Origin of the sequence: Streptomyces sp. NPDC005202 (assembly GCF_040608235.1) — a bacterium.
Taxonomy (GTDB): domain Bacteria; phylum Actinomycetota; class Actinomycetes; order Streptomycetales; family Streptomycetaceae; genus Streptomyces.
In genome coordinates, this window is record NZ_JBEXHW010000029.1 from 1 (window position 1) to 26,164 (window position 26,164).

19 protein-coding genes and 9 pseudogenes are annotated in these 26,164 nt (G+C 67.7%); 10 read left to right on the plus strand and 18 right to left on the minus strand.

The window, feature by feature from the left end:
• Nucleotides 1-192: 192 nt before the first annotated feature.
• A pseudogene (locus ABZV31_RS29685) lies at nt 193-342 on the plus strand (GNAT family N-acetyltransferase); the annotation flags it as partial.
• 33 nt (nt 343-375) lie between these two features.
• On the opposite strand, the gene ABZV31_RS29690 reads toward ABZV31_RS29685, so the two are convergent.
• From ABZV31_RS29690 to ABZV31_RS29700, 3 genes and pseudogenes are all read right to left on the minus strand, one after another.
• Nucleotides 376-1,572, minus strand: a complete 1,197-nt coding sequence (locus tag ABZV31_RS29690) for a TIGR03118 family protein (RefSeq protein ID WP_355899830.1) — start codon at nt 1,570-1,572, stop codon at nt 376-378.
• 143 nt (nt 1,573-1,715) lie between these two features.
• Nucleotides 1,716-2,096: pseudogene (locus tag ABZV31_RS29695) on the minus strand (MFS transporter); the annotation flags it as partial.
• Nucleotides 2,042-3,472: a phage tail tape measure protein gene (locus ABZV31_RS29700; protein ID WP_355899831.1), complete on the minus strand. Its 1,431-nt coding sequence runs from the start codon at nt 3,470-3,472 to the stop codon at nt 2,042-2,044. The pseudogene ABZV31_RS29695 and the gene ABZV31_RS29700, both read right to left, overlap by 55 nt.
• Before the next feature lie 105 nt (nt 3,473-3,577).
• On the opposite strand from ABZV31_RS29700, the gene ABZV31_RS29705 reads away from it, so the two are divergent.
• Together ABZV31_RS29705 and ABZV31_RS29710 are read left to right on the plus strand one after the other, a co-directional pair.
• Nucleotides 3,578-4,318, plus strand: a complete 741-nt coding sequence (locus ABZV31_RS29705) for a DNA/RNA non-specific endonuclease (protein WP_355899833.1) — start codon at nt 3,578-3,580, stop codon at nt 4,316-4,318.
• A gap of 7 nt (nt 4,319-4,325) precedes the next feature.
• Nucleotides 4,326-4,856, plus strand: coding sequence for a hypothetical protein (locus tag ABZV31_RS29710; RefSeq protein WP_355899835.1), 531 nt, complete (start codon nt 4,326-4,328; stop codon nt 4,854-4,856).
• A 397-nt stretch (nt 4,857-5,253) separates the two neighbouring features.
• On the opposite strand, the gene ABZV31_RS29715 is transcribed toward ABZV31_RS29710, so the two are convergent.
• The 3 genes and pseudogenes from ABZV31_RS29715 to ABZV31_RS29725 form a co-directional block, all read right to left on the minus strand.
• Complete coding sequence (locus ABZV31_RS29715; protein WP_355899837.1) at nt 5,254-6,219, minus strand: FAD-dependent oxidoreductase; 966 nt, start codon at nt 6,217-6,219, stop codon at nt 5,254-5,256.
• Nucleotides 6,220-6,276: 57 nt separating this feature from the next.
• Nucleotides 6,277-6,953: pseudogene (locus ABZV31_RS29720) on the minus strand (haloacid dehalogenase-like hydrolase).
• Between the two features lie 198 nt (nt 6,954-7,151).
• A pseudogene (locus ABZV31_RS29725) lies at nt 7,152-8,164 on the minus strand (transposase); the annotation flags it as partial.
• Nucleotides 8,165-8,237: 73 nt separating this feature from the next.
• Between ABZV31_RS29725 and ABZV31_RS29730 the strand changes: the two are divergent.
• Together ABZV31_RS29730 and ABZV31_RS29735 are read left to right on the plus strand one after the other, a co-directional pair.
• A pseudogene (locus ABZV31_RS29730) lies at nt 8,238-8,627 on the plus strand (Arm DNA-binding domain-containing protein); the annotation flags it as partial.
• A gap of 15 nt (nt 8,628-8,642) precedes the next feature.
• The gene (locus tag ABZV31_RS29735) at nt 8,643-10,046 is read left to right on the plus strand and encodes a tyrosine-type recombinase/integrase (protein ID WP_355899954.1); all 1,404 of its coding nucleotides are present in this window, start codon (nt 8,643-8,645) and stop codon (nt 10,044-10,046) included.
• Nucleotides 10,047-10,493: 447 nt separating this feature from the next.
• Here ABZV31_RS29735 and ABZV31_RS29740 read toward each other — a convergent pair whose 3' ends face one another.
• From ABZV31_RS29740 to ABZV31_RS29750, 3 genes are all read right to left on the minus strand, one after another.
• Nucleotides 10,494-11,651 (minus strand): catalase family protein, encoded by a 1,158-nt coding sequence (locus ABZV31_RS29740; RefSeq protein WP_355899839.1) that lies wholly within the window; start codon nt 11,649-11,651, stop codon nt 10,494-10,496.
• A 55-nt stretch (nt 11,652-11,706) separates the two neighbouring features.
• Nucleotides 11,707-13,059, minus strand: a complete 1,353-nt coding sequence (locus tag ABZV31_RS29745) for a Dyp-type peroxidase (RefSeq protein ID WP_355899841.1) — start codon at nt 13,057-13,059, stop codon at nt 11,707-11,709.
• Nucleotides 13,060-13,176: 117 nt separating this feature from the next.
• Entirely contained in the window at nt 13,177-13,764 is a 588-nt protein-coding gene (locus tag ABZV31_RS29750; RefSeq protein ID WP_355899843.1) for a hypothetical protein, read from the minus strand.
• Between the two features lie 505 nt (nt 13,765-14,269).
• On the opposite strand from ABZV31_RS29750, the gene ABZV31_RS29755 reads away from it, so the two are divergent.
• On the plus strand, nt 14,270-14,947 hold the full coding sequence (locus ABZV31_RS29755) for a GAP family protein (RefSeq protein WP_355899845.1): 678 nt from the start codon (nt 14,270-14,272) through the stop codon (nt 14,945-14,947).
• 295 nt (nt 14,948-15,242) lie between these two features.
• Here ABZV31_RS29755 and ABZV31_RS29760 read toward each other — a convergent pair whose 3' ends face one another.
• Together ABZV31_RS29760 and ABZV31_RS29765 are read right to left on the minus strand one after the other, a co-directional pair.
• Complete coding sequence (locus ABZV31_RS29760; RefSeq protein WP_355899847.1) at nt 15,243-15,770, minus strand: GNAT family N-acetyltransferase; 528 nt, start codon at nt 15,768-15,770, stop codon at nt 15,243-15,245.
• Complete coding sequence (locus ABZV31_RS29765) at nt 15,755-16,363, minus strand: hypothetical protein (RefSeq protein WP_355899848.1); 609 nt, start codon at nt 16,361-16,363, stop codon at nt 15,755-15,757. Before ABZV31_RS29765 ends, ABZV31_RS29760 begins: the two co-directional genes overlap by 16 nt.
• Nucleotides 16,364-16,444: 81 nt before the next feature.
• Here ABZV31_RS29765 and ABZV31_RS29770 point away from each other — a divergent pair, with 81 nt between their 5' ends.
• Together ABZV31_RS29770 and tgmC are read left to right on the plus strand one after the other, a co-directional pair.
• Nucleotides 16,445-17,182, plus strand: a complete 738-nt coding sequence (locus ABZV31_RS29770) for an ATP-grasp ribosomal peptide maturase (RefSeq protein WP_355899956.1) — start codon at nt 16,445-16,447, stop codon at nt 17,180-17,182.
• Nucleotides 17,172-18,233: pseudogene (gene tgmC, locus ABZV31_RS29775) on the plus strand (ATP-grasp peptide maturase system methyltransferase); the annotation flags it as partial. The gene ABZV31_RS29770 and the pseudogene tgmC, both read left to right, overlap by 11 nt.
• Before the next feature lie 12 nt (nt 18,234-18,245).
• Here tgmC and ABZV31_RS29780 read toward each other — a convergent pair.
• The 3 genes and pseudogenes from ABZV31_RS29780 to ABZV31_RS29790 all read right to left on the minus strand — a co-directional run.
• Nucleotides 18,246-18,728 (minus strand): annotated as a pseudogene (locus ABZV31_RS29780) (mobilization protein); the annotation flags it as partial.
• A complete protein-coding gene (gene mobC / locus ABZV31_RS29785) occupies nt 18,728-19,378 on the minus strand; it encodes a plasmid mobilization relaxosome protein MobC (RefSeq protein WP_355899958.1) in 651 nt (216 codons plus the stop codon). The pseudogene ABZV31_RS29780 and the gene mobC, both read right to left, overlap by 1 nt.
• 191 nt (nt 19,379-19,569) lie before the next feature.
• Nucleotides 19,570-19,818 (minus strand): annotated as a pseudogene (locus tag ABZV31_RS29790) (DUF3631 domain-containing protein); the annotation flags it as partial.
• Nucleotides 19,819-19,882: 64 nt separating this feature from the next.
• Here ABZV31_RS29790 and ABZV31_RS29795 point away from each other — a divergent pair.
• Nucleotides 19,883-20,215 (plus strand): annotated as a pseudogene (locus ABZV31_RS29795) (tyrosine-type recombinase/integrase); the annotation flags it as partial.
• Between the two features lie 885 nt (nt 20,216-21,100).
• On the opposite strand, the gene ABZV31_RS29800 reads toward ABZV31_RS29795, so the two are convergent.
• From ABZV31_RS29800 to ABZV31_RS29810, 3 genes are read right to left on the minus strand one after another with little or no spacing between them, the layout of a single operon-like run.
• The gene (locus tag ABZV31_RS29800; RefSeq protein ID WP_355899850.1) at nt 21,101-21,580 is read right to left on the minus strand and encodes a hypothetical protein; all 480 of its coding nucleotides are present in this window, start codon (nt 21,578-21,580) and stop codon (nt 21,101-21,103) included.
• A gap of 37 nt (nt 21,581-21,617) precedes the next feature.
• Complete coding sequence (locus ABZV31_RS29805) at nt 21,618-23,006, minus strand: Dyp-type peroxidase (RefSeq protein ID WP_355899852.1); 1,389 nt, start codon at nt 23,004-23,006, stop codon at nt 21,618-21,620.
• Nucleotides 23,007-23,057: 51 nt separating this feature from the next.
• Entirely contained in the window at nt 23,058-23,474 is a 417-nt protein-coding gene (locus ABZV31_RS29810) for a hypothetical protein (RefSeq protein ID WP_355899853.1), read from the minus strand.
• 1,074 nt (nt 23,475-24,548) lie between these two features.
• Between ABZV31_RS29810 and ABZV31_RS29815 the strand changes: the two genes are divergently transcribed.
• Complete coding sequence (locus ABZV31_RS29815) at nt 24,549-25,226, plus strand: GAP family protein (RefSeq protein WP_355899855.1); 678 nt, start codon at nt 24,549-24,551, stop codon at nt 25,224-25,226.
• A 393-nt stretch (nt 25,227-25,619) separates the two neighbouring features.
• Here the strand turns inward: ABZV31_RS29815 and ABZV31_RS29820 are convergent, their stop codons facing one another.
• Nucleotides 25,620-26,162 carry a DUF4231 domain-containing protein gene (locus ABZV31_RS29820; RefSeq protein WP_355899857.1) on the minus strand — a complete coding sequence of 181 codons (543 nt, stop codon included), beginning with the start codon at nt 26,160-26,162 and terminating at the stop codon, nt 25,620-25,622.
• Between the last annotated feature and the right edge of the window lie 2 nt (nt 26,163-26,164).

The following is a 26,164-nucleotide window of genomic DNA, read 5'->3' on the forward strand; positions in this document are numbered from 1 at the left end:
CGACACCTCGAAGCGTGAAGAACGGCCGCCCTGCTGTCTCAGGAAGCAACCAAGATCAGCGGGTCAGGTGAACCGCCGAGGTTAAACAACAAGCTCAGAAGCCATCCGTTTTCCGAACGTGATGCTTTGGTTCGGGGTGGGTGGGCATGAACTCTGGTTGACGGCGGGGAAGATGGGGTGGTTTGTCCGCTCGTCTCGCTCCTCCGCGTCGACTGCTACGCGGGCGACGACCGCAAGCTCGTCGCGTCCCACGAGAGCCAGGGCTTCACCGCGACGCAGGCTTTCACGGTCGGCGAGGGCGAGCAGCCGTGGCCGGGGCAGGTGCTCGCCCGGCGGGTGTAGCCGCCCGGCGAGCACCCGGGGTGCGGCGACGGATCACTTCTCGGCGCGCAGAGTGCCGAGAAGCCCGTTGTTCTCGCCGTTGATTCCCGCCGCGAACCAGACGCTGTCCCTGCCGCCCGACTTGTCGGTGCCGCGCTGGAGGCCCCACAGCCCGGGGATCACGATCGGGTTCCCGTTGCGGTCCAGCAGAGTTCCCTCGAACCGGCCGGTCCTCAGGTCGAAGGCGTTGATCTTGCCGTCTCCGAAGTTGCCGACGAGCAGGTCACCGGAGAACTTCCCGAACTTCTCGGGCGCCGTTTCGAGGCCCCAGGGCGAGTTGAGCACGCCGTGGCTCGCGAAGCGCCTGAGCAGCCTGCCCTCCGTGTTGAACACGTCGATGAAGCCGTTGCCGGGACCGGCGACGTCGTCGCGCTTGTCGGCGTCCTGCTTGGCGTAGGTCACGAAGACCTTGTCGCCGATCAGCTTGACGTCGAACGGCGCGAAGCCGCTTTCGATGTTCGGGTCCTGGAACCGGTCGTCCGGCGGCAGGAGGTGGAAGTTCGTGTCGAAGCTGTCGATGCGGGCGTCACGGAAGTTCGCGACCAGCAGGCGCGGCTCGTGGCACTTGTCGCCCTTCTTGCAGTCCTCCCCGTGCTCCTTGTCCTCCCCGTGCTCCTTCTCGCCCGGCGCGATCGTCAGGCCCTTGAAGACGGCGGTCTCGCCATCGCTGTCCTCGTGCGCGACCCGGACGGCGTTCGTCGGGTTCACGTCCGGGTTGAAGGCGAAGACGTCACCGTTCTCCCCCGCGAAGAGGAAGCGGGCGACCCCGGACTTCCCGGACCCGGAGTCGGTGAAGCGGAAGGCGTCGGTGTCGTTGCGCACGACCCCGGTCGGGGCGCCGCCCTCGGGGATCGACACGACCCGAGGGAGGATGTTGACCGGCTGGTTGTCCCGGGCGCCCGAGTACGTCGTGGCCTTGTCTGAGCCGTTGTCCGAGACGAAGATCTCGCCGGCGGCCGTGCGGGCCAGACCCCAGGGGTTGACCAGGTTCGGATCGGTCTTCTCCGCCCTGCCCGGGATGTCGGACACGAGATCGCGCTCCCGGAAGCCGTGATCGGGCTTGCGCGACGCGTCCCCGGCCCCGGGCGGCGCCGCGGCGACGAGCGCGCCGAGCGTGCCCAGGGCGAGCGTGACCGCGGTCAGCCGCCGCAGGCTGGGACGGGGTCTACGGGCCGATGCCTGTGATGCCATGTCGGATTACTCCTGTTCCAGTACGGGCCCCAGTGCGGGACAAACCGGTAAAAGTCATCTCATGTGACAGCAACTACATGCATCAACGACACGCAGAGCCCGTCATCGACAGGCGGAATTTCACGCCGCTGTCACGCCGTTTCCTACGCCGCCGTGGCCAGCCGCTCCTTCGGAACGAACCGCACGTGCGGGTGGCCGTGGTTCCGGTGGACCGACAGGCGCAGGCCGCCGACGCGGGCCAGGACCAGGCCGATGGTGACGGCGGGCGGCCGAGATGATGCCGCCGACGGCGAAGCCGACCCGGGCGCCGTAGGTGTCGGTGATCCAGCCGACGACCGGCGCGCGCCCAGCCGCGTACCGCCCATGAAGACCATCATGAACAGGGCCATCACCCGGCCGCGCATGGCCGGGTCGGTGCCCATCTGGACCGCGGTGTTCGCCGTGATGTTGACCGTCGGGCCGAAGATGCCTATCGGGACCATGAGCGGCGCGAACAGCCAGTAGGAAGGAGCCAGCCCGGCCACCTCGTCGAACAGCGTGGTGGCCCACAGATGCGATCGTCCGACAGCCGTTGGCGGCAGTAGTCCAGGAACGGCACGAATGCGTCCGGTCCCTGAAGCCGGTGACCTGCAGTCTTCTCGCCATTCAGATAGGCGCGGATCGCCTTGAGGTTCCGGCCCAGTTGCCGTGCGATTGCCGAGATCGTCCATCCCTGGAGCTGATCAGCACCTCCCGAACGACGGGGGAACCTCAGGCCAGGCCGTGCTCGCCGGCCGAGGATGCCCGCCTTGCCGAGCATGCCGACCGCGGTGGCCGCGTCCTCCATGCTCACGCCGAGACCGGCGGCGACCGGCCCGGCGTACCGCATCGCGTAGTAGATGTCGATGATGCCGCCGGAGGCGTTGTTCGCGGTGGCGGCCAGGATGTCGGAGGCACGCGCGGCCTGGTCGGCGCTGAGGCCGAACTGGTCCATGATGTCGCCGAGGTAGCGGGCCGAGTCGGCCGCGCTGACCCCGGCCGCGGAGGCGAGCTGGAGCGAGGCGCGGGTCGCGGTGATGGCCTGGTCGGTGAGGAAGCCCGCCTTGGCCAGCTCCACCATGGCCTCGGCGGCGTCGGCCGCGGTGGTGGTCGGCAGGGTGAGGTCGATGCCGAGCTGGTTGGCCATCCAGGCGGCGCGCTGCATCTGCCCGGCGGTGGCCCCGGTCACCGCCTGGAAGGCGTTCATCTCCCGCTGGTAGCGGTTGCCCTCCTCGACGAGCTGGCCGGTGCCGAGGACGAGCGCGCCACCAGCGAGGAGACGGCTCAGGGCGGTGGCCTGGCGGCCGACGCTCCTGAGTGAACGTTCCAGCGTGCCGGCGTCGCTGCCGGCGCGGCGCAGCTGGCTGCCCGTCCGGCTGCCGCGGGAGCCAAGGGCGCCGAGCCGCGAGCCAGCGGTCTGAGCCCGTGCGCCGAGGAGGTCGACCTGTCGGGCGGCACGTCGGCTGGAGGCGTCGAGGGCCGCGAGGCGGCTGTCGACCTCGCGGGTGCGCAGCCCCAGGGCCCGGGCGGCATCCGCAGCCGAACGCAGCCCGGAGATGAGGCTGTTGGCCTGCGCGCGGTGAGGTTGTACGTCGCCATCCGACCCGCTCACCGCCCGCTCGCCGGGTCGGCCTGGTGGGACGGGCGGTCTGGCACCTCTGGCTCGTCGCGGTGCAGTGCCTCGTAGGCCGCCCGCGGCAGAAGAGTGATCTTGACGCCGTACCCGGCCCGCCCCTCGGGTACGAGATCGCGCTCCTGGGCGATCAGCTCGCAGCCTGGGCAACGGACGGTGTCCGTGACGTACGCGTGCCGGTCTCCGCCCTTGGCCGGGTCCCACTCGTCGAGCCGAGTACAGCAGTCCGGGCACAGGGCACGCTGTCACTGCTGCCAGGCCAGGGCCTTGGCCCGGTCCAGGTCACTCCAGCGGCCGTCCCCGCCCCCGCGCCCCCGCGCCCCCGCCCTCATCTCAGCGTCGTCTGCCGACGGGATGACCGAGGCCGAGGCCCGGGAGTTGCTGGACACGTGGTCGGCCCCGGACGCGAACGCCCTCTGGGAGGCGGCCTGGGGGGTGCAGCAGGAGGCCCGCACCCGTCGCGGCGACGCTCTTGAGCCAGTAGATCTTGGTGATGCCGCGGCACGAGGGCGGGTGCCGCGGTCCGAGCTGCACGCAATGCGGGTGGCTGGACGGAACTGCTGGGTGGGGGCACAGGTACCCGGACTGCCGCCTCAGGTGGCGCTGCCCGGCGGCCTGGCTGCCAGTGCCGACGACCTGGGCATGGCGCTTCGTACGGGGCAAGGAGGTGGCTACGGTGCGGTCCGCCAGCCGCCGCCGTACTGCAGACCGCTCGACGGCTTGGGGCGCGCCCAGGGCGTCGACACGATGATCACCAAGTCGATGCTCAACACGGGGAGCAAGGCCAGCAGGCGGGTCAAACCTCCCGGTTGGCTGGGGGACGCCGCCGACCACACGCGAGGACACCTGCTCGCAAGGTCCCTGGGCGGCGACGGCTCGGCTCCGGAGAACATCGTGATCATGTACAAGACCGCGAACAACGAGGTCATGGAGAAGCTGGAGGAGCAGATCTATAAGGTTGTCGATGCGGGTCACGATGTGAAGTATTCGGCGACACCTCTCTACAAGAACCCCACCGACCTCATCCCCGCAGGCGTGCGGATCGTCGCCAAGGGCGGCGGACTCGACATTGACCAGACCATCATCAACAAGTAGGCAGATCATGACTGACCTGGAACTCTTGGCAGCCTTTCCGGCGACCGGTGAAACGGGCTTGGTGCCCAATGACTGGGAGCGGGTCGAGGCGGCACTGGGCGTCACCTTCCCCTCTGCCTTTATGCGCTTCTTGGACGTGTTCGGCGGTGCCAAGTTCGACGACTTCCTTCGCGTGTACCGTGCGGGTGCCGACAACCTGAACGTCGATCTCCTCACGCAGACCTACCGGGCCAGGAAGACCATGGCCACGACCCGTCCCCACATCCAGGAGTTGTTGGCACAACGCGGAACGGACACATCCCAGCTGGTGTGCTGGGGCGGAACCGACAACGCAGATATGTGCTTCCTGATCCCTCACGAGGACTACCGCCAGTGGGCCGTGCTCACGGTCATCGGCCGCGGAAGCGAGTACGACCTCTTCGAAGGCCCCGTGGACAGCTACCTACTGCGGGTCCTCCGACGGGACATCGTCAGCAACGTCTTCCCGGACGACTTCCCCGACGAAGCGCCCTCCTACGAGCGCAATCCGCACATCTGACTTGGGTCGGCGTGTGCCTATGCCACCTACTGAGTCGATCACGGAATGGGAGGAGCGCTTCCCGGAACTGCACCAGCTGCTCGACTCGTATGCCTCCGCAGGCTGGACCTTCACCGACACCACCGAAAAGGCAGGACCGGCGCTGCAGGCGTACGTGCGTCAGGCGGTCCGGACGCCGGAGATCCTGGACACGGTCATCGACGAGATCGATGACCTTCTCGCTGTGGGCCTGTTCAGCGACGAGATCGCTGACGATGTGGACGCGCTACCGCACATCGAGCCACCCGCCGGACGTTGCAGTGCCTGGCCTTCACACATCGCTCGCGGACTGGCGCATCGTGACGAAGAGCCCGGCCCAGACCGCAAGTACGTCCATACAGTTGCGCTGGTGACCAACTCACCGAAGTGCGTCGGCGATAAGCCGCGTCACCTCCCGTGCGCACCCCCACGACAATGTCACCCCAGCACCGCCGTGCCCGTAGTTGTGGATCACAGGCGCACCGTCGCCGCGGCGGACCGACTCGACCCGCACCTCGGAGCGCGTGGGCCGGGTGCCCACCCGATGTTCGAGGACCCGGGTATCGACCAACCTCGGTTCGATGGCGGCACAGCGCTCGATGATTCCTTTGGCTGCGGCCGCGTCCTCGGACAGGTCACCGTCGCCGTCGATCGCGGTTCCGCCCAGCACAACCGTCTCCCCGTGCGGGTAGAAGCACACGAGATCGGGCGACAGCCCCGTGTCCTCGGAGAAGAACTCCGTGACGCCTGGATTCTCGACGACCACGTGCTGCCCGCGAATTGGCCGCAGCGTGGCGTCCTCGACCAGTGCAACGGCACCCATGCCGGCACAGTTCACGACGGCGGACGCGTCCGTGAACTCGTCGAGTGAGCGGACCGAGCGCTGCTTGACCTCTCCGCCGAGGTCGAGGAACCAGCGACGCAGGTGGCCGGGGTAGACCGGCATGTCGACGAGCGTGAAGCGGTGACCCGAGATGAAGCCGCCGGGAAGCTCGGAGGGGTCGGCCGGCCGAAAGTCGGGGAGTACTTCGCTCCACGGCGGTGTCTCCACAGGCTGCCGGGCCGCCTCCACCCCGCTCACCATGCGGACACCAGCACCACCCTCCTGGGCCAGCCTCCGAAAGAAATCGAGCGATGCGAGGCTCCACTCCCAGACCTTCGCCCAGGGCTCGACCAGGTATGGCCCCCATATCGCGCCGGCCGCGAGCGACGTATGTCCAGGAATCTCCTCGGCGACCAGCCGCACGGAGTACCCGGCTTCGACGAGTGTGACTCCCGTCGTGAGGCCCGAGACCCCACCGCCCACCACGACGACCGTCTTGCTGTCTCCGACCCCGTTCGTCATGGCCTCCCGCCTCCGCCAACTTCCAGATCACCCAGAACCGCTGAGCTGGGCGATCACCTACCGGTCGTCACCTCGTACGAGCTTCACGAGCAGCTCGGTGTCCCGGAGGTCGGAAAGCACCACTTCCGCGCCGGTGTCCCGCAGCGCGGCCTCGTCACTGCGTCCTGACGCCACCGCGATCACGCGTACACCGTTGGCGTGTGCGCCCTCTACATCGGCCGGAGTGTCGCCGATCAGGACAGCCTCCGCGGCTGTCGCCTCGGCGCGTTCGAGGGAGAGCCTGACGAGCTCGGCGCGCGTGTCGTGCTCTTCTCCGTAGGCGCCCAGCTCCCACAGGATGTGCCGGTCGAGTCCGAACACCTGGAGCTTGATCTCGGAGACCGGGCGCACGTTTCCGGAGACCATGGTCTGCTGGACACCGTCAGCCTCGAGCGTGTCGAGGGCAGCGGCGGCGCCGGGCAGTGCGTGGCCCCGCTCTCGGAGATCAGCAGCCCGTTTCACATGCTCTTCCGCCAGAGCCTGGGCGAAGCGCTCGAAGTCGGCGCGGTCCGTCGTGAGCCCGTGCAGCTTCGCGGTCTCCCGGAAGATGACGGATTCGGTGATGCCGTCGATCTTGGCCTGCTGGCGCATGGGTTGCCCCGTGGTCCGCAGGAATGCTGCAGCCGACAGTTCACGGCCCACCCCGCGGTGTCGATCAGGGTGTGGTCGATGTCCCACAGGACCAGTCGCGCCATGTTCGCCTCAACTCCCCGTGTGTCGCTGGGTAACACGATGTCACGCGACTGTGCGTTGATCCCGCGTGGCCGCGCTCAGTCCGCTCTACGCTGACGGTACGAGTCAACCCGGGGAAGGGGGCGGACAGTGAACCCGCCAAGACTTCCTGTCGGCAGGCAGATCAAGCATTACCGGCGGAAGAACGGTAAACCCGAGCGGCGGTGGTGCCACTGGGTGCTGGTGATCCCGTTCGGGCAGGTCACGTGCTGGTTGTCCCAGTCGATGGTGAAGGCGTCCTGTCCGTAGGTGCCCTCGCCAGCAGTGGCCCGTGGAGGGCGACACCGTGGTCGCTGCGGGCGGCGGCCAGGGCACTGGAGCTGGCATAACCGGCGTCGACCCAGTGTTCGTCGGGCAGCAGGCCCCGTGCGGCGAGACCGGTGTGGACCACGGCGGCCATCCGGTCGTCGGAGACGGTGGCGAGGGTGGTGGTCACGTTCGTGACCAGATGCACCGTGCCGGGCTCGCACGTCTCGGTGAGGTGGACCTTGTAGCCGTCCCACATCGTGTCGCGTTTGACGCTTCCGCGAGCCTCGACATCACACGGGGTGACCAGGCGCTTCGCGCCCGGCGGGCGGTCTTTTGGGTCCCGTCTTTCCACCTCGCCCTCCACCAGGTGGAAGTGCTGGACCCACACCTGCCGCAAGACCTCCACCTGCGGCAGCGCCCGCAGGGCCGCAGGCGCGTCGTCAGCCCAGACCATACGCAGCAGACACATGCCATCCGCCCCGATGCGGCGGCCCACCTCAACCCGTTTGGTGTGGGCTTTGGGGAAGCGGGAGTCCTCGATTCGGGTCGCGTAATGCCTGAACCAGTCCGGCAGAGCACGGGCACTGAGCCAGTCCGGCTCAGCTTGGGCCACCGCGTTCAGCGCCGCCCGTAAGGTCTCGCCGACCAGCTCCAGCCAGTTCAGCTCACGCGCCGAGGAGAGCACATGCGTGGAGTCGGTCCGCGCCTTCCCGCCGGCCGCGACCAGCCCCCGTTCCTGAGCCGCGACCAAGATCGCGTCCAGGACACCCCGCCCCGCCTCCCCGCCGACCAGACGGTCCCTGAACTCCGAGAGCACCGAGAAGTCGAAGCCGGGATCGGTCAACTCCAGCCCCAGCGCGAACTTCCAGTCGATCCGTGCCCGTACCGCCTCAGCAGCCTGCCTGTCGGTCAACCCCTCCACGAATGGACGGACCTCTCAGGGTCGCCCGAATCCCAGTGCCTCCTGGAGGTCGGAGGTCAGCACGCCTCGGACTCCTTTGCCGAGCTGGTGCACCTTCACTGGGAACTGTCCGGCCCGCGCGGGGCTCCCTGGGCTTCTCCAGGCACAAGGTGTCGGGACGACAGATGTTCGCCTCCACATAGGACGGAGGGGACGTGTTCAAGGGCTCGGTCTACAAGCGCTGCGGCTGCAAGGGGCCGGTCACCGGGGAGGGTGGGCAGCCGGTCCTCGACGCCGACGGGCGGCCCAAGCTGAGAGACAGCTCGGCGCTGACTGCCCTGACCTGGCCAAGCGGGACCACGGCCTCTGGTACTTCTACCTCGAACTGCCCGTCGGCCCGGACGGCAAGCGCCGACGTGCGAGGAAGGGCGGCTTCGTCACCAAGAAGAAGGCCGAGGAGGAAGCCCAGGCGCTCTGGAACGAGGCCCAGAACGGCGTCGACGTGTTGTCCGACGAGACCGTCAAGCAGTTCCTGCTCCGCTGGTTCGAGAAGCGCGTGGACCTGAAGCGCTCGACCCGCAGGACGTACGAGGACCACATCCACCGGGTCTTCATCCCCGCTCTCGGCCGCCTCAAGCTCCGTGACCTGCGCACACGGCACATCCAGGAGATGTTCGAGGAGATCTGGCGGAGGAACGAGGAGCATGCCGCCAACCGCGACGCCGCGGAGCTGGCCAAGGTCGAGTGCGAGGCGGCCCACCGGGCCTGGAAGCAGGCCACCAAGCCGCGCCCGCCCGCGCTGCGCCAGCGCTGGAACGAGGCCAGGCAGAGGCTCCGCGAGGCCCGCAGGAAGCCGCGGCACATCACTGGCCCCGGCGTGCAGCTGAAGATGAAGAACGAGCTCAGCGCCGCGCTCGACTACGCCAAGGACACCGAGAAGCTCATCAGTGAGAACTGGACCTACGACCTGGTCCTGCCGAAGTACACCGCGCCCGAGCCGCTCGTATGGGACCGACGAACGCGTCGCCCGGTGGAAGGAGACGGGGAAGAGGCCCGGCCCCGTCATGGTCTGGACGGCGGAGCAGACCGGCGCCTTCCTCGACGGCGGGGAACACCGGCTCTACCCGATGTTCCACCTCATGGTGTTCCGAGGGACGCGTCGAGGCGAGTCCTGCGGCCTGCCATGGCACGAGACCGACACGAGACCGACATGACCGTCGGCACCGTCCACATCAGCGAACAGCTCGTCGCAGCCTCCTGCGACGTCTGGGAGGACACCCCGAAGAGAGACAGCGGCGCCTGCACCATCCGGCTCGACAGCCAGACCCACCAACTCCTGCTGTTCTGGCGGCGCCGCCAGCAGTTCGAGCGCGCCCAGTGGGAGGAGAAGCACCGCAACGAGCCGAAGAAGTACGGCCCGTACGTCGACTCCGGGCGCGTCTTCACCTGGGAGGACGGTCGCCCGTACCACCCGGAGTACCTCTTTGAGGTCTTTCACCGGCTCGTTCAGAAGCTCGGCCTGCCCCCGATCCGCCTGCACGACCTGCGCCACTGCGCCGCCACGCTGTCCCTCGCGGCCGGCGTCCACATGAAGGCCATTCAGGTCCTGCTCGGACACTCCTCGTTCAAGCTCACCGCCGACACGTACACCAGCGTCCTCCCGCAGCTCGAACTCGAGGCCGCGGATGCGCCCGTAGCGCTCGTGCCGCGCAAAGCGACGCAGCAGCCCGGGCAGGGTGGGGACGGCACACCGCAAGGCCCTCAGCCCGTCCCGGCGTCCGCCGAGGCCACTGCGGGCTCAGCCCCTGCAGAGCGCAGCTCCGGCGACGCCGAGGCCGCAATGCACCCCATGGTCAGTCTGGCAGAGCCCGCGGCCCCGGCCTCCGAAGAGGAGCCCGCCGCGTAGCCAGCCCCGCAGGCCATAGCGGGCCTGGCACGCATCCGGCACACACAGCGTGTCCCCACCTTGTCCCCACCAGGCACGAAACTGTCCCCTCGGAGATCACTCCGAGGGGACTGTTCGATTCATAGTGCCTGTTCAGACCTGGTGCCCCCGACAGGATTCGAACCTGCGAGCTTTAGGAGTTTTCCCTGGGCGGGGCTGTGACCTGCGGAAATGTCGGCTGGTGAGTGCCTGACCTGGGAAGACACCCCTCCGTGGTTCTCACGTGTTCTTGGGGTTTCCCGGCCTCATGTGTGCTGGATCCGTTCCGCGCTGGTGCCTGTCCGACGGAGAGATCAACGCTTGTGCGACGGCTGCCGCTGCCGTCGGGCCCAGTGAGGTTCTTGGGATGCGGCCGTCCTGGAGACGGCGCGGCCCTCAGGCCCGGGACGGCGTCGAGCTGTGAGGGCCCTATGCACTGGTTGGCGCATCGCCGCGGTGGCGGACGGGACCAAGTACCTCGTCGGCGCTGCGCGGCTCCGTACGCGGCTGCTGGTTGAGCTTGTGGCGCTCGATGGAGGAGTGTCGGTAGACCTCCTTACGGGCCCGCATGATGTTGCCGAGGGGTACGTGCTCTGCGGTGACCCGCCACGGCGTGAAGGAAAGCGCGTCCATCTTCGCGAGGTTCTCCGGGCCGGAGATGTCCTGCCGCGGCAGCCGCAGCTTGGCCACGGTGACGGACGGCGAGAGTTGTTCGGGCCACTCCACGGTGGTGTCCTCCACCGGCATGCGCTCCAGGTCGGTACAGAGCTGGACCTGGATGTCGAAGGCGTAAGGCCGCTCCTGCAGTTCGGCTTCCAGGGCCGGCTGGAAGACTTCCGGCGCCGAGGTGGGGTCGATGGTGCGTCGGACCACTGCGGCGGCGAAGGTCGGGTCGGGGGTGATGCGTACCTTGGCGATGTAGTTCCCGTGCCGGACGGCGCCCATCGTCCAGTAGCTGGACAGCAGCACGTTCACCGGAGGGGTCTTCGCCAGGCGCAGGAAGGCCAGGAACTCGTCCCACGCCCAGTGGTCCTGGTCCAGCGTTCCCTTTCCGGTCACGAACTCGGTGAAGAAACGATGTGCGCCGGGTCGGCCCTGGGAGAAGTAGGCCGGCGCGTTCAAGAACAGTTCCTGGATGAACAGGTAGTGCTCGATCGTGTTGCAGAAGAAGATCGGCCCGTTGATGTTCGCATAGTCGAAGGTGCCCGTGTCCGGTTCGTCTTCCAGCAGGGTCGGGCCGGGGACGTCGAACATCTTCAGTGCCAGTCCGGTGGCGGCGCCCAGTCGCGCGTCGGCTCCGGCGTGCGGCGAGCCGTTGGAGAAGCGGATGAGTGCGTCGTGGGTTCCCGGGGTCGCGTAGATGCCCTGGGCGTACTCGGGGGGAAGCCCGTCCAAGATCTCCACTTCCCCTCGGACCAGCCCGTAGCCCTTGGCGTGGGCGTCGCGCAGAGCCTGCCCGGTGCCACCGGCGCTGACCGACTCGGCGATGTAGCTCTCGGTCTTTTCGATCACCGTCTTCAGGTTCTGGTCGAAGTGCGGGTCATCGTCTTCGACGTCAGGCGTGTAGGGGACGAACTGTGCTGCCATGACTTCGACCTCTCCTCGATGACCGTGGCCGGGTCTCAGGAGGCAGGAACCGCCCTCAGCCCTCCAGCTCCGCGAGCCAGCGCAGGGCACGCAGGCCCGGCAGGAAGCAGTACTCGCCGCCGCGGGTGACCACGAAGCTGGGCAGGTTCTGCAGACGGCGCCGGACCGGCTTCTCGGGGATGGTGACGCTGCCGGTGCCGCCGTGATGCCCGGCCACCGGGTCCTTCTCGCCAGGGTAGCCGATGAAGTTTCCGTCGTTGACCCACTCGGCCTTGATGAATTCAAACTGTCGTTCCAGATGGGCTCCGATGAATGCTCCGACCAGGCCGCGGTCGGCGCCGTCGTCCTCCAGCACGCCCTCGGGCAATGGTGGCCCGTAGGTGGTGCCGCGGCGGATGAGGCGGTGCATCCGTGCGTCGCCGATGATGGTGGCGTCGCGGGGGTTGGTGCGCCGGATGTGCGCACCGGCGGGGCACCGCAGCCCTCGGTCGTCGTTCTCCCGGTACAGGAAATTGTTGACGCGGTGCGGATCGGCCGCCAGCTCCGGGTCGTCGTGCTCCGGAGACAGCGTCAGTGGCGCCCCGCTGGGCCAGCGCCCGACCATCTTCGCCGCCAGCAGTGCCTCCTCCTCGGCACTGGAACTGTTCGCGCGCAGGTACCTGCGCCAGGCGGCCACGTTGGTGTGGACCTTGCGCACGGCCACGTAGGTCCCGTTGCGGCCCAGGACGTCGGGGCTGGGCATGGGCGGCAGGCTGCCGGTTTCGTCGGGGTAGCCGAGGATGAACTCGCCGGCCTTGATGGGGACTTCCTGCGGGTTGGAGCCGGGCAGTCCGACTCCCTCGATGTTCGGATGGCTGATGCCGTCACGGAAACCGAAGGTGGTGCGCCCGGTCGGGAGCTGACGGACCTCCTGCTGCCAGACCACCTGGACACCGGGCATGTCCTCGTAGGCGGCGCGGGCCCGCTCCAGCTCCTGGCCGAGCTGCTCCGTATCGGAGGACAGGGCGCTCAGCGCGATGTGGACCTCCCCGGTTCCGAACGGCGCCTCCCAGTGAGCCGGTGCGCTCTCGCCCAGGTCTCCGATCAGCTCCGCGCGAGCGGCCATGCCCTCACGAAACGCCCGCGAAAAACTGTCCAGCGACTCCTGGGGCACCCCCAGGGCCCTCAGCCCCTGATAGGTGAACGCCACCGCGACCCAGGTGTCCTGGCTCCGGTCGGCACCGGGCAGGCCGCCGGAGGTCAGCGGGAGCAGCCGCCGCAGCAAAGCACGGCCGGCGTGGCGGTCATCGACGCGCAGGAAGATGTACTTTCCCGCGTAGGGCACAGGGCGCGGGCGCAGGGCTCCGCTCTGGATGTCGTCGATCTCCACGCTCACGTCGGCCGTGCTGCCGCTGTCCGGGGTGTTCATGATCGCTTGTGCCTCCACATCGGTCTCTCCCCGGGCAGCCCTGCAGCGACTGGTGCGCGCCCGCCGACGCAGTCCGCCGAAGCCGGGTCGGCTCTGCGGGTCGGGTGTGTCCGGGGTCTAGGCCGAGGCTTCCTCCATCAGCTTCTGGAAGGCGGGCGTTGCCACCAATTCCGCGTTGGTCGGGTTCTCCAGCGCCGTTCGGAACTCGGGGGTGTCCAGCACCTCCTGGAACGCGTCGTCCACGCGCTGGTCCTTGTAGATCTGCTGAACGGTCAATTCGGGGTAGGCGCTGACGAAGACCCCTGCGGGCTCCTGGTGGGCGAGGAACCAGTCCTTGACCCCCGGATCTTTGATGCCGGGGAACCCTTCGCTGTGTGCGAAGACCTTGTCGAAGCGGGCCCCGACTACCGTCTTGGCGAAGTCGTCGATGTAGGTGTCCCAGGAGCCGTCGAAGACGCTGGCGAACATGAACCTGGTGTCGTTGTCGAAAATGACGTGCCGTGCGTCATGCAGTGTGCCGATCTGGCGCAGCGCCGCATGGACATTCTCGTCATTCGCCGCGTCGCCGAGCCAGGTAAGATCCTCGCGCAATGCATCGGCCTCGCCCGGCTTGATCTTGGTGAAAACGGTGAACTCGTTAGAGACCCCGTCCGTCCTGCCTGGGTGCTCAGGGTGAGCCGGTTGGGTCGCACCTGTCGCAGTCATCGCGAAGCTCTCCTGCCGCGGATCGGTGCGAGGGTCGCCAAGCGCCCCAGCATGAGGCGCCATCGCCCTCTCACGTCAATCCTCACTGCCGGTGCGCTGTCCCGCATCTCGGCCCCTGGGCAGTGTGGTCACCTGGGTTGGACACCATGGTCGATTACGCTCCGTGTGCATCTGTTCCCTGGCGGAGCGAGGGGCGAATGCGGCCTCGGGCCGGCTTGCCGACCGGTCCTGGGGACGTCGGCAGCGCGGGCGCGGCTAAGCAATGCCGGGGGCTTCGCCTCCTGAGAAGCTCCCGAGGACAGATACGGCAAGGCGCAGGACGATGGAACTGGAGACGCCGTATACGTCGCTGTCCCCCCTCTCGGGGCCGCCTCCGCGCGGCCGTGAAGACAGCGGCGCAGCCGGTCACGGAGCAATCGTCGCGGCGCCCAGGCGGTCGTGGCTCTCCCTTCCGCCGAACCCTGCTCAACCGGATCGCCACCCTGACCCCCACACGGAGGCAACCATGGGCAAAGTCCTCGGTGACGTACTGGGTTTCGCGGCCGCCGTCGCGGTCAGCCCGCTCCCGATCATCGCGATCATCCTGATACTCGCCACCCCTCGGGGCCGTCTCAACGGGATCCTCTTCACCGTCGGCTGGATCCTGGGACTCTCGGCACTGGGCGCGATAATGCTGGGGATCGCCTCCCCCGCAAATGCCTCCACCCACCATCAGCCGGCCACCTGGGTAGGAGCTCTGAAGCTCGCTCTGGGCCTGTTCCTCCTCGTCTTCGGCGCCCGGCAATGGCACCGGCGCCCGAGGGATCCCTCGCAAGCCCAGCTGCCGAAGTGGATGGGTGCGATCGACCGCCTCACGCCTGTCAAGATCTTCGCACTCGGGCTGGCCCTGGCCGCGCTCAACGCCAAGAACGCCCCGCTGACCATCGCCGCGGGCGCCACGATCGGCTCAGCCGGACTACCGGTCGGGCAGCAGATCGCATCGCTCGCAATCTTCGTTCTTATCGCCACCCTCGGCCTCCTGGCTCCGCTGGGAGTCTTCCTCCTCGGGGGAGAGCGGGCCAAGACCACGCTCGGCAACTGGAAGGACTGGGCGGCTCAGCACAATGTCGCCGTGATGGCTGTCCTCTTCTTCGTTCTCGGGTTGAAACTGTTCGGAGACGGCATCTCCATTCTCGTCTCCTGACAGGCGAGAAGCCGATGACAACTGGACCGTCACCAATCGCGTGAGGCCACCGAGGCGAGTTTCACCATCGCGGTGCGGGGGCCGGCTACCGGACACGGAGCCCAACTGCCCCCCGTCACCCCGAATGACGGCCGGACACGTCTGCCCCTACGCGTTTGAGGCGGGGCGAGACCCCATTTTCCACGCGTGTTCGGCTTGGTCGGCAGGTCGAAGGCACGGGCCGGTTCGGCGAGGATGCCGGCGTCATGCTGGACGACGCCGAGGTCTCGCGTGCGCTGGCTGGGGCACACGTCGATCACCTGAGGTCCTTGACCATGACTGCGTACACCGGTGAGTCGGCGAAGGGCTGTTGTTCTCCGGCCTTGGCGTAGCCCCATGCCTCGTAGAGTGCCTGGACTTTGGGGTGGGTTACGTCGACCAGGAGTACGGCGAGGTCTTCGGTGCGCTCCTTCAGCAGGGCTTCGTGGAGGCGTTCGGAGATGCCCTGTTTACGCCAGCGCGGGCGCACCATCACCTCGGAGACCGCGTAGGTGGAGGAGTAGCCGTTGTTCGGCTCGTACGCGGTGGAGCGCCACCATTCCCGGCCTGGGGTGAGGGGGGCTCCATAGGCGAAGCCGACCGGTTTTCCTGCGTCGTATGCCACCACGCAGGAGAAGCCCTCCATGCCGCTCCAGTGGTCGGCGAACCAGGCGAAGCGCTGGTCGAAGGGATCGTCCATCTGGTCGGCGTAGGCGTCGGCGTGTACGTCGATAAGCATCTGACGGAAGCCCTCGGGCAGGTTTCCGTGCTGGAAGTGACGCAGGTCGGTCACGCTCGGCTCCATTCGGTTCGCATGCGGTCTGCCCAGTCTCGTGCGTAGGCGGTGGAGGGAGCTCGGACGAACAGGCCCCGGTGGAAGTCGCCGATGAGCGTGCGCATGCGGCCGGGCAGGGGGTCGCCGTCCATGATCGCGAAGACGTCGGTGGCGGTGGCTGTGGCTTGTTCGGCGTCGCCTTGGTGGAGCTGGGCGAGTGCGAGTTGGGCGGTGGCGAGTGCCCTGTTGCGCCGGAAGGCTGCCGGGATCTTGGCCAGGGCGCGGTGGGCCATGGCCTCGGCGTGGGCGGGGCGTCCGCTGTTGAACTGCACGATGGCGGCGAGGTGATCGAGTTCGGCCTGACCGTAGAAGGCCGTCCAGCGCGGACGTTCGCGCTCTTCCACCCTTGTGTAGGTGCTTTGGGCGGAGCCGAGGGAGCGCAGGCCCGCCCGTCCGTCGCCGAGAGCCGCGTAGGCGAGGGCGATGCGGATCCGGCCCAGCGAGTCGAAGAAGGGGTCCCGGCGAGCTGCGTAGGAAGCTTGCGCGGCTTGTGCCGCCGCGAGTGCTTCGGGCCAGTTCTGACGCTGGTAGGCGAGCATGGAGAGGTTGACCCACACACGCATCTCCGTGGGACCGTCCTGGGAGAGGCCGGCGTACGTCGCGGATTGGTTCAGGTACTTCTGCGCCTGGGCGCCGTGCGGTCCATGTACTACCGGCGGCCCTCCGGGTTCGCGTTCCCCCACCTCAACAAGCAGGACGAACGGTTCGCCGTGGCCCAGGCCCGCTACGGGCTCGGTGGCATCCTGACCTCTCTGCCTGGCTGCCTGTACGTCAACCACCCCAACCGCATCGGCGACGCCGAGTACAAGCCCGCCGGTCTCGCGGCAGCGGCGGCGGCCGACTTCACGGTGCCGCCCACGCTCATCACCAACGTCCCCGACGACGCACGAGCCTTCATCAAGGAGCATGGCCCGGCCATCTTCAAGCCGATCTCGGTTCCGCTCTATCTGGTCGACGGCCACGCTCAGACCGTCCCGGTGACAGAGGTGAGCGCCGACGAGATCGACGACTCCCTCACCGGCACCATGCACCTCTTCCAGAAGCGTGTGGACAAGGTCGCCGACATCCGGGTCACGGTGATCGGCGAGCAGATCTTCGCGGTGCGGATCGACTCCGGTCTCCTCGACTGGCGTACGGACTACAGCACTCACATGTACACGCCGCTTGCGGCCCCGCCCGCGGTGGAACAGTCGATGCGCGCCTACCTGAAGCACTTCGGGCTCGTCTTCGGGGCGTTCGACTTCGCCCTGACCGACCGCGGTGAGTGGGTCTTCATCGAGTGCAATCCTTCCGGGCAGTGGGCATGGATGGAGCCTCCGACCGGCCTGCCTATGACCGCCGCACTCGCCGATCTCCTGGAAGGAGGTATCCATGGCTGGTGAGCCTCATATCGAGACGACCGCAGCCGACCTACGGCTACGGCTCGCCCGCCGGCTGGAGAAGGACGGCCGGCTGCGGTCGCCTCAGTGGCGAGCCGCCGTCGAAGCAGTGCCGCGCCACCTGTTCCTCCCGCGCTTCTACCGGGAGAGCGACGCACCCGGCGTCACCACCTGGGAACCCGTGACGCCGGAGATCATCGGCCAGGACGAGTGGCTCCGGCTCGTCTACACCGACGAGACATGGATGACCCAGTTCGACGGACACGACATCGACTGGACCGACCCGAAGCCGATCAGCAACGCGACCCCGACCTCGTCATCCACCCTGCCCAGCCTTGTGGTTCGGATGCTCGAAGACCTGGATGTGCAGGACGGCATGACCGTGCTGGAGATCGGTACGGGCACCGGCTACTCGACGGCTCTGATGTGCCACCGGCTCGGCAGCGAGCACGTGGCCTCGATCGAGACGGACGAGGGCGTGGCCCGACGCGCCCGCGAGGCTCTCACCGAGTCCGGCTACAGCCCTCACCTGCTGGTGGGGGACGGCCGCGCCGGCCACCGGGACGGTGCGCCGTACGACCGGCTGATCGCCACCTGCGGCTTCCGCAACATCCCACCCTCCTGGCTGGAGCAGGTGCGGCCGGGCGGCGTCATCCTCACCACCCTGCGCGGCTGGATGCGCTCCCTCGGCCTGGTCAAACTCATCGCCGCCGGGGACAGCGCGAGCGGCTGGTTCAGCGAGGATGATCCGAGCTTCATGATCGCCCGCCAGCAGGAGGCGCCGGAGAGCCTCGGCATGGTTCCGGGACCCGGCGACGGTACGGCGCGGAACGCCACGTACGGACCGGAGGTACTCACCGAGGCCGGGCCGGCGTTCATGGCGCAGCTGGCCGCGCCGGACGCCCGCTTCTTCTCCATGGCGGTCGACGGCGGCCCGCTCAGCACATTCGTACTGGACAGCGTCACCGATTCCTTCGCCGTACTCACCGCTACCGACAGCGGCTGGGAGGTCCGGCAGGGCGGCCCCCGCCGCCTCTGGGACGCGATCGAGTCGGCGGTCGCCACCCACGGCGGCGAGTTCGCGGTCGGCGGTGAGGTAGTCGTTCCAGTGCCGTGCGGTGCGCAGATCCGCCCGGACCCTGGTGGCGGCGATGTGGATGTGGTCGGGGGCGTGGCGGACGGCGACCCAGCGGCAACCGTCCGGGTCGTCGTTCGCAGCGATTCCGGTGGCGGCCACGATGCGGCGGGCGATGTCGGCCCAGTCCTCGTCGCTGAGGATGCGGTCGGTTTTGGCGGCCCGGACCGAGCAGTGCCATGTGTGCTTCTCGGGCGCGCGACCGAGTCGCCGGGCCTGTTTGACGTGCAGGTCGAGGTCGGCCACGAGGAGCCTCTTGGTGGCGTCGAAGTCGTCGGTGCGGCCGGGGTCGGGGGCGTAGCCGTCCCAGGAGGCCACCAGGTGCGGGTCGGTATGGTCCTTGGCCTTCTTGGTGTCGAACAGGTACCGGATCAGACCGGCGGTGTCTTTGCCGCCGCTGATCTTCGCGATCATCAGGCCGCCTTCTTGGCGAGGGCCTGGTTGGCTGCGGACGCGATGTCGCGGACCGTGGCGGCGACCGTGGTCAGGGTGCACTCGGCCTGGGTCAGGAGTTCGGTATCCCCAGGGTGTGGATGGCCGCCCAAGTTGAGCTTCTTGGCGATCTGGTTGACGTTGTGGCCGATCTTGGCGACCTCGCCACGCAGCGCGGTCAGCTCGTCGATGTAGTCGTCGAGCTGGGTGCGCTGGCCGGGCAGGGCGAGGTCGCCGTGGATGTGGGCCATGACGACGGCGCCGACGTAGTGGGCGCCGGCGATGTTCAGCGAGCGGGCCAAGGCGAGGATGTCGGCCTTTTCGTCGACGCTGTAGCGGGCGTCGACGCGCTGCTTGCGCTGGCCGTTAGGGTCGCGTCGGCGGCGTCGGGCGACACGGTAGAGGGCGGCGGCTTCGGCAGCGCGCGGGATCGGCACGGCGGCGGTGTCGGCAGGCTGTTCCTGCTCGGGCGCCCCCTGGTGCCCGAGTGCCTCCGCCACCCCCGGGGCGGAGGTGTACCCGATGGGGCCGTCCTTGGACGGTCCAGCGGCATACCTTGCTGCGCCTTCTGGGGCTGAGGTGATGGGTATCTGCTGCTGAGTTGTAGGGAGCCTTTGGTGCTGTTCACGCATGGGGTGTTTCTCCGGCGGTTGGGTGGGGCGGCGCGGTGTCACGTCCGTGGCGTCCGTTGCATGCCTGGTCAGCACAGGTACGGACATCCGGGAAGGTACGGAGAAGTGCGTCCCGGCGAGGACGTCCGTCCCCGCGCTGACCTGCGCGGGGACGGACGCGACGCAGTGATACGGATCCCAGGGGGAGTGGGCTAGCGGGCGCGTTTGGGTCCAGCGAGGGCGCCGGGCGGGCCGATGGGCAGCGAGCCGGCCGGGGCGGTCGGCGGCTTTCCCTGGGTCGGGCGCGCGGGCGTGGCGTCGGGCTCGGGCGCCGCCTCGGCGAGACCGGGTCAGTGTTGGGCCCAGGCGTCGAGGAACCGGTTGCGGGCGTACGCCTTGGCCTGCCTGCCTTTGTCGAACCGGTAGTTGGCGGGGCGGATGCCGAAGTCCCGCAGCAGGTTGCCGTCTTCACCGGCACCCCGAGGTACGCGGCCACGTCGGCGGGGGTGGCCAGATGGTCACGCTCGGCGCCGGTAAATCGCGCCGGCGGTCGTGAAGGCCGGGCTGGGGGACCTCAAGGTCACCCCGCACAAGCTGCGCCATACGGCAGCCTCGCTCGCCATCGCCAGTGGCGCGGACGTCAACGTCGTACAGACGATGCTGGGCCACAAGTTAGCGACGCTGACCCTGGACACGTACGGGCACCTCTTCCCGGACCGCCTGGACGAGGTCTCGAAGAAGATGCACAAGCGCCGCGCCAAGCAGCTGGCCAAGGCGAAGGCCAAGCTGGAGAAGGCGGAGAGGAACGCCCGTGAGGCCGCCGAGGCGGTGGCCGTCCTGGAGGAAGCCGCCGCGTGATGTGTGCCTGATCCGTGCCGGGGAGCCGTAACTGAAATGGGGGCCACCCCACCGCACTGACGCGGTGGCGTAGCCCCTTGCGTCCCACGGGGGAGCAGGTCAGTCGCGGCCGGCGGCTTTCCTCCCAGAACCGGTCCATCGCAGCAGCGGCCGCATCCCCAGCCAACCGCTCGATCCTCTCGGGCACCTCCCGCTCGTCGAGGACGAAGAGCCTCCCACCGACGAGGCGCGTGGTCGTCTTCCAGCCGAGACGCCGTCCCGCCTCCCTGGCGGCACGCCGGACGTCCTTGAGGTCGCCCATCTCCGCAAGATCGTCCGCGCCGAGGATCAGCTGTCCGTAGTAGCCCTCGTACTCGGGCTTCAGAGCGGCCCGCATCAGCGACTCAAGCCGCTCGACCAGCTTCTCGTACCGGCGCCGGGCCAGCTCGTCGTTCGCGGGCATCTCGCACAGCTCCCCACCTCTGCCCGCAGCCGCATGTGTGCCATATGTGTGCTGCGAGTACGAAGGCCCTCCCGTCCGATGGACGGAAGGGCCTCTGACCAGGTGTTTCTCTGTGCCCCCGGCAGGATTCGAACCTGCGACACCCGCTTTAGGAGTTCGATTCCAGCTCGTTCCGGCGGCTGTCGTCGACTGGTGCGACGGCCGGACACAGCCGCTGGTGTACACCCCAGTCCGGCGTCGTTGATGTCAGCCGTGGATGTCAGAGACCGACTACTTCACGGACCCAGAGGTGCTCAATCGGCAGCTCTCGTCGACTGTAGAGCAGCTTCCCTTGCTTGCAGGCAGGCCCTGGATGCCCAAGCCAGTACTGGTGATGTTTCCCTGGCGGCGTGCTTCCGGCGCCGCTGCACTCGCAGCCACGCTGTGCTGCGGCCCTGAACGTGTCAGTTCGCTTCGTCCAGCAGGTGTTGGAAGGCTTCTTGTACGCGTAGTGCTTTCTGGATCTCCTTGGTTGTGGCGTCAGGGGTGGAGCGGAAGTAGGCGACGGCCGTGGTTTGGTGGGCGACGACGAAGTCCTTGATGCTGGGGTCCTTGATACCGGGGTAATCCACGACGTGCCCCAGGATGGCGTCGAAGACCTCGGGTACCTGGGCGCCGAAGTCATCGATGTAGGCGTCCCAGTCGCCGTCGAAGTTCGTGGCGAACAACAGGCGTTTGTCGTCATCGAAGAGGACCCAGCGCAGGTCGTGAAGCGTGCCGACGCGAGCCGCCAGCTCCCTGCTGCGTTCCTTGAAGCCAGGCTTTTGGAAGATCTCGCGGATCTGCTGCCCCTCCCCTGGCTTCACGTCGAAGATGAGGGTGAATTCGTTGGTCCGGCCGGAACTCAGACCGGGGCGGCTTGGCTTGTCGACGTTGGTGGTCATCTCGGGTGCCTTTCTGGGAGACGGCCGGCAGTCCGTATCAGGTGTCGAGCTGAGTGATCCATGTCAGGGCACGAAGGCCTGGCATGAAGAGGTATTCGCCTCCCTTGGTCACAGTGAAGCGGGGCAGTTGCTGGAGCCGGCGTCGTACGGGCTTGCGCGGGATCGTGAAAGTTCCGGTCCCGTCGTTGTCGCCCACCACCGGGTCCTTTTCGGTGCCGAGGCCGACGAAGTCACCGTCGTTGGCCCACTGGGCCTTGAGGAACTCGTACTGCCGTACCAGTTCCGCACCCATGAAGAAGAAGACGATGCCGCGATCGACGCCGTCGTCCTCCAGTTGTCCTTCGGGAAGCATGGGGCCGTACGGTGCGCCGCGACGCAGCGCACGGTGGATGCGTACGTCCACGAGCGTGTCGCCGAGGGAGTCACGCGGGTTCATGCGGCGGATGTGCGCGCCCACGGGGCAGCGCAGACCGGCGGGGTCCTGGTCACCGTAGGCGAAGTCGTTGACACGGGTGGGGTCGCCGGCTAGTTCCGGGTCGTCGTGGTCGGGGGCGAGGACCAGGGGTGCGCCGCTGGGCCAGCGCCCGACCATCTTGGCCGCAAGGAGTTCCCCCTCCTCCGCGGAGGAGGAGTTGTCGTGGAGGTAGCGGCGGTAGTCGGCGACCTTCAGGTAGATCTTGCGGAAGGCCACGTAGGTACCGTTACGGCCCAGTACGTCGGGCTGTGGCATCGAAGGAAGCCGACCCAGCTGGTTCTCGTAGCCGAGGACGAACTCGCCGGCCTTGATGGTGGGGCCGAAGCCGGGCATATATCCGTAGTCCTGGCCCTTTGCCTGGAAGATGTTGGCCACGCCCGCGCCTTCGACGTCGGGTTCGCCGATGCCGTCCACGAAGCCCAGGTGGGTCCGCTTGGTCGGCAGCTGGGCCGCGTCCAGCCGGTAGATCACCTGCACGCCCGGCAGCCCGCGCAGGGCTTCCCGCCCGGTCTCCAGCAGGGACTCCAGTCCCTCGGCATCCCGGGCGAAGACCGAAACGGCAAGGTGAACGTCGCTGCTGCCCAGCGGCGGATCCCAGTGCTCGGGGCTGCTATCACCGGTGTCACCGAGCCGGTCGGCGCGGGCTGCCATACCCTCACGGAAGGCCTCCGGGAAGCTGTCCAGGGACGCCTGAGGCACCCCCAGGGCGCGCAACCCGGCATGACTGAGGGCGACAGTCAGCCACGCCTGGCTCGGCGGGTCCCACCAGCGGGCCGCCGAAGCGACGTAGGGCAGCAGGCGCGCGAGCATCCGGCGGCCGTCCGCGGCGTCGTCGATACGCAGGAGGACAAAGGTCCCGGCGAAGGGAGTCGGCCGCTGCCTGAGCAGGGTGCCTTGGATGTCGTCCAGGTCCAGCACCTGCGTTTCGGCCTTGCTCGCCTGTTCTGCCATCGCGGTCTGTCACCGTGCCTTCCTGTGGATGTCTGCCCGGCAGCGCGTCCGTCAGTGGTGTGGGGGGACAGGCGTCAGCGGCAGCACGTCATCGGCGCTGCGCGGTTCGCGTCGCTCTTGGTGGTTCAGCTGGTGGCGCAGGACGGAGGAGGCGCGGTAGACCTCCTTGCGGGCCCGCATCATGCTGCCCAAAGGCCGGTGGGCCTCGGTCACCCGCCACGGAGTGAAGGACAGCCCGTCCATCCGCCGCAGGTTGTCCTCCCCGGAAATGTCCTGCTGCGCGAAGCGGAGCTTGGCGACCGTGACGTACGGGGACAGCTTCTCGGGCCACTCCACGGTGAGATCCTCCACCGGCATGCGCTCCAGGTCGGCACACAGCTGGACCTGGAGGTCGAAGGTGTAAGGGCGGGCGCGCAGCTCGGCCACAAGCGCGGGCCTGTACACCTCACTCGCCGACGAGGTGTCCATCTGTCGCTCCACCACTCCCGCCGGTCGCCGTGCCGGACCGCCCCCATCGTGGTGTAGGTCGCCAGCAGGACGTTGACCAAGGGCCGCTGCGCGACGACGAGGAACGTCAAGAACTCCTCCCACGCCCATTCGTCCGCGTTGAGCGTGCCCTTGCCGGTCAAATACTCGCGGTAGAAGCGGTGCCGGCCGCGCTTGCCTTCGGCGAAATAGGCCCTGGCGTTGAGGAACAACTCCTGGATGACGATGTAGTGCCGCGCGGTGTTGCAGAAGAAGACCGGGGCGTTGATCGTGTTGTAGTCGAACGTCCGGCTGTCGGGCTCGTCCTCCAGCAGGGTCGGGCCGTCGACATCGAACATCTTCAGCGCCAGGCCCGTCGCGCGCCCCAGCCGGGCGTCGGCGCCAGCATGGGGTGAGCCGTTGGAGAATCGCACCAGAGCGTCGTGCCGGCCAGGCGTCGCATAGATCCCCTGCGCGTACTCGGCGGGCAGCCCGCCGAGGATCTCCACCTCGCCCCTGACCAGTCCGTAGCCCTTGGCGTGGGCGTCCCGCACTGCCTGACCGATGCCTTCGGCGCTCACCGACTGAGTGATGTACTCCTCAGTCCTGGCGGCGATCGTCTTTACGCTCTCATCGAAGCCAGGCTCCAGGATTTCCACATCCGGCGTGTATTCAACGAATTGCGGCGACATGAGAAATCACTTCTGCTCTGAGCAGCCGGGAGAGGCATGCTGCGCTCGTCGTACGGACCTTCTGGGCCTACGCGGCTGAAACATCCGCGTCAGTCTTCAGCCGCCTGCCATGGCAGCACCGGCCGTCTCGAAACCTCGCTGGCAGCCGGGGTGCCGCCTCACACACCACCGTAGGCACAGGCCAACACTCCACGCGCGCTGAAGACCCGCCCCCGGACATCCCGCCTGGTCAGGTCACCCGTTCGCCGCCGGTCGATGGCCGCCGGGCTCGGGTACCCCCACGATGGCGAAGAAGGACCGCGCCCCCTCTAGTCATGCCAGCCGCGAGCCGGCCGACCCGGGGCAGTCCGCTCCGGATCATCCGTCCGTCTCCCTGGAGGCAGTCGTGGGACACGCTGTCGGTGATGTGCTGGGCCTGGCTGCCGGTGTCGCGGTCAGCCCACTACCGATCGTGGCGATCATCCTCATCCTGGCCACCCCGCAGGGACGCCTCAACGGGCTGCTGTTCGCCCTCGGCTGGGTTCTGGGGCTCGCCGCGCTCGGCGCGCTCATGCTGGCCATCGGTGGCTCAGGCGGCGCCTCAACTGACAAGCACCCAGCCACCTGGGTCGGAGCCCTCAAACTCGCCCTGGGTGCCCTTCTCGCCCTCTTCGGCGCCCGCCAATGGCACCGTCGCCCCAAAGATCCCTCACAGGCACAGCTCCCGAAGTGGATGGGTGCGATCGACCGCTTCACCCCCATGAAGATCCTGGGCCTGGGGCTGCTGTTCTCTGCTGCCAACCTCAAGAACACGCCACTGACCATCGCCGCAGGTGCCTCGATCAGCTCCGCCGGGATCTCCGTGCCACAGCAGATCGGCACACTCGCGATCTTCGTCGTCATCGCCTCCCTCGGCGTACTCGCACCACTCGCCGTCTACCTGCTCATGGGCGACCGAGCCAAAGGCATCCTTACCAACTGGCGAGACTGGGCCGGGCAGCACAACGTCGCCGTCATGGCCGTCCTCTTCTTCGTACTCGGCCTCAAGCTCCTCGGCGACGGAATCACCATCCTCGCCACCTGAGAACCTGCACTTTCAGTCCCACACGAGTGTGGGAGACGAAGTCACAAGGTGGGCGGTGTCTCAATGACCGAGTCAAGTTGGCCGAGTGCCAGCCCTCGGCTGAAGGTGGCGCCCCGCGCGGTACCCAACTTTTGAGGTCTGGCCTCATCCCTATCAGGTCGATCACTGGTGGACGCCGATGTCGCGCATCCCGTGCAGTAGCTCGACGGACAGTGCGTAGAGGTTCAGCGTCGATCGCTCCCGTTCGCCCTTGTTGGTGTCAGACGCTGGTGTCAGAAGGTCGAGGGGGTCTTGACAGACTCACTCACCTCGCCTTGCGGCCAGTCCTCACAATGCGTACCACGGTCCCCCGTGCGTCCCCGCCTGTTCTGGCGCACGAGTGGCACGCCCGGTCTACTGAAGCTCTCGCCGGGCACCTGGGATACCGGGCGGCGTTTGAACGTCAGCGCTTACCTGGCCGCCCAAGGTCATCACGTTGAGGGTCGCAGAGTTCTCGTTGGCGATCGCGCTCTCTACACGGGCGACCAAGGTCGTGAAGGCTTCGTTCTCCGAGAGCCCTGAGTACGGCCCCACCTTGGTTTCGAAGTAGATCCGTTCATGCCCAAGGAGCTGTTCGGTCGACCGGTAGTTCTTCCACTGTTCGCGGTAGCGGTACACGCTCTCCAAGGAGACGGAGCCGACAACGATCAAACTCAACACCGTAGCCGTAAGTTTCGCGAATGACAGGTCAAGGTTGACTAACACGGGGACCAAGGCTCCTCCGACGACGGATATCGTCCTCATCCGGAGATGCATCGCCTTCGTCTTAACGGCCTTCTTGTCGTACCACTTCTGGTACCGAGTCAGCCTTCCCTCCACGTAGTTCTGCGCCGCGACCACCGGCCGGGAGACGGCGGGGTGAGCTTCGAGTGACTGACCGTCATCCGTTCCTGACATGC

Coding starts and splice junctions, on each gene's coding strand:
- ABZV31_RS29810 (WP_355899853.1), bottom strand. CDS start 23,474: ATGGACACCTCGTCGGCGAGTGAGGTGTACAGGCCCGCGCTTGTGGCC.
- ABZV31_RS29710 (WP_355899835.1), top strand. CDS start 4,326: ATGACTGACCTGGAACTCTTGGCAGCCTTTCCGGCGACCGGTGAAACG.
- ABZV31_RS29770 (WP_355899956.1), top strand. CDS start 16,445: ATGTACTACCGGCGGCCCTCCGGGTTCGCGTTCCCCCACCTCAACAAG.
- ABZV31_RS29765 (WP_355899848.1), bottom strand. CDS start 16,363: ATGCGTGTGTGGGTCAACCTCTCCATGCTCGCCTACCAGCGTCAGAAC.
- ABZV31_RS29820 (WP_355899857.1), bottom strand. CDS start 26,162: ATGTCAGGAACGGATGACGGTCAGTCACTCGAAGCTCACCCCGCCGTC.
- ABZV31_RS29800 (WP_355899850.1), bottom strand. CDS start 21,580: ATGACCACCAACGTCGACAAGCCAAGCCGCCCCGGTCTGAGTTCCGGC.
- ABZV31_RS29745 (WP_355899841.1), bottom strand. CDS start 13,059: ATGAACACCCCGGACAGCGGCAGCACGGCCGACGTGAGCGTGGAGATC.
- mobC (WP_355899958.1), bottom strand. CDS start 19,378: ATGCGTGAACAGCACCAAAGGCTCCCTACAACTCAGCAGCAGATACCC.
- ABZV31_RS29715 (WP_355899837.1), bottom strand. CDS start 6,219: ATGACGAACGGGGTCGGAGACAGCAAGACGGTCGTCGTGGTGGGCGGT.
- ABZV31_RS29750 (WP_355899843.1), bottom strand. CDS start 13,764: ATGACTGCGACAGGTGCGACCCAACCGGCTCACCCTGAGCACCCAGGC.
- ABZV31_RS29705 (WP_355899833.1), top strand. CDS start 3,578: ATGACCGAGGCCGAGGCCCGGGAGTTGCTGGACACGTGGTCGGCCCCG.
- ABZV31_RS29805 (WP_355899852.1), bottom strand. CDS start 23,006: ATGGCAGAACAGGCGAGCAAGGCCGAAACGCAGGTGCTGGACCTGGAC.
- ABZV31_RS29755 (WP_355899845.1), top strand. CDS start 14,270: ATGGGCAAAGTCCTCGGTGACGTACTGGGTTTCGCGGCCGCCGTCGCG.
- ABZV31_RS29690 (WP_355899830.1), bottom strand. CDS start 1,572: ATGGCATCACAGGCATCGGCCCGTAGACCCCGTCCCAGCCTGCGGCGG.
- ABZV31_RS29760 (WP_355899847.1), bottom strand. CDS start 15,770: ATGGAGCCGAGCGTGACCGACCTGCGTCACTTCCAGCACGGAAACCTG.
- ABZV31_RS29740 (WP_355899839.1), bottom strand. CDS start 11,651: ATGGCAGCACAGTTCGTCCCCTACACGCCTGACGTCGAAGACGATGAC.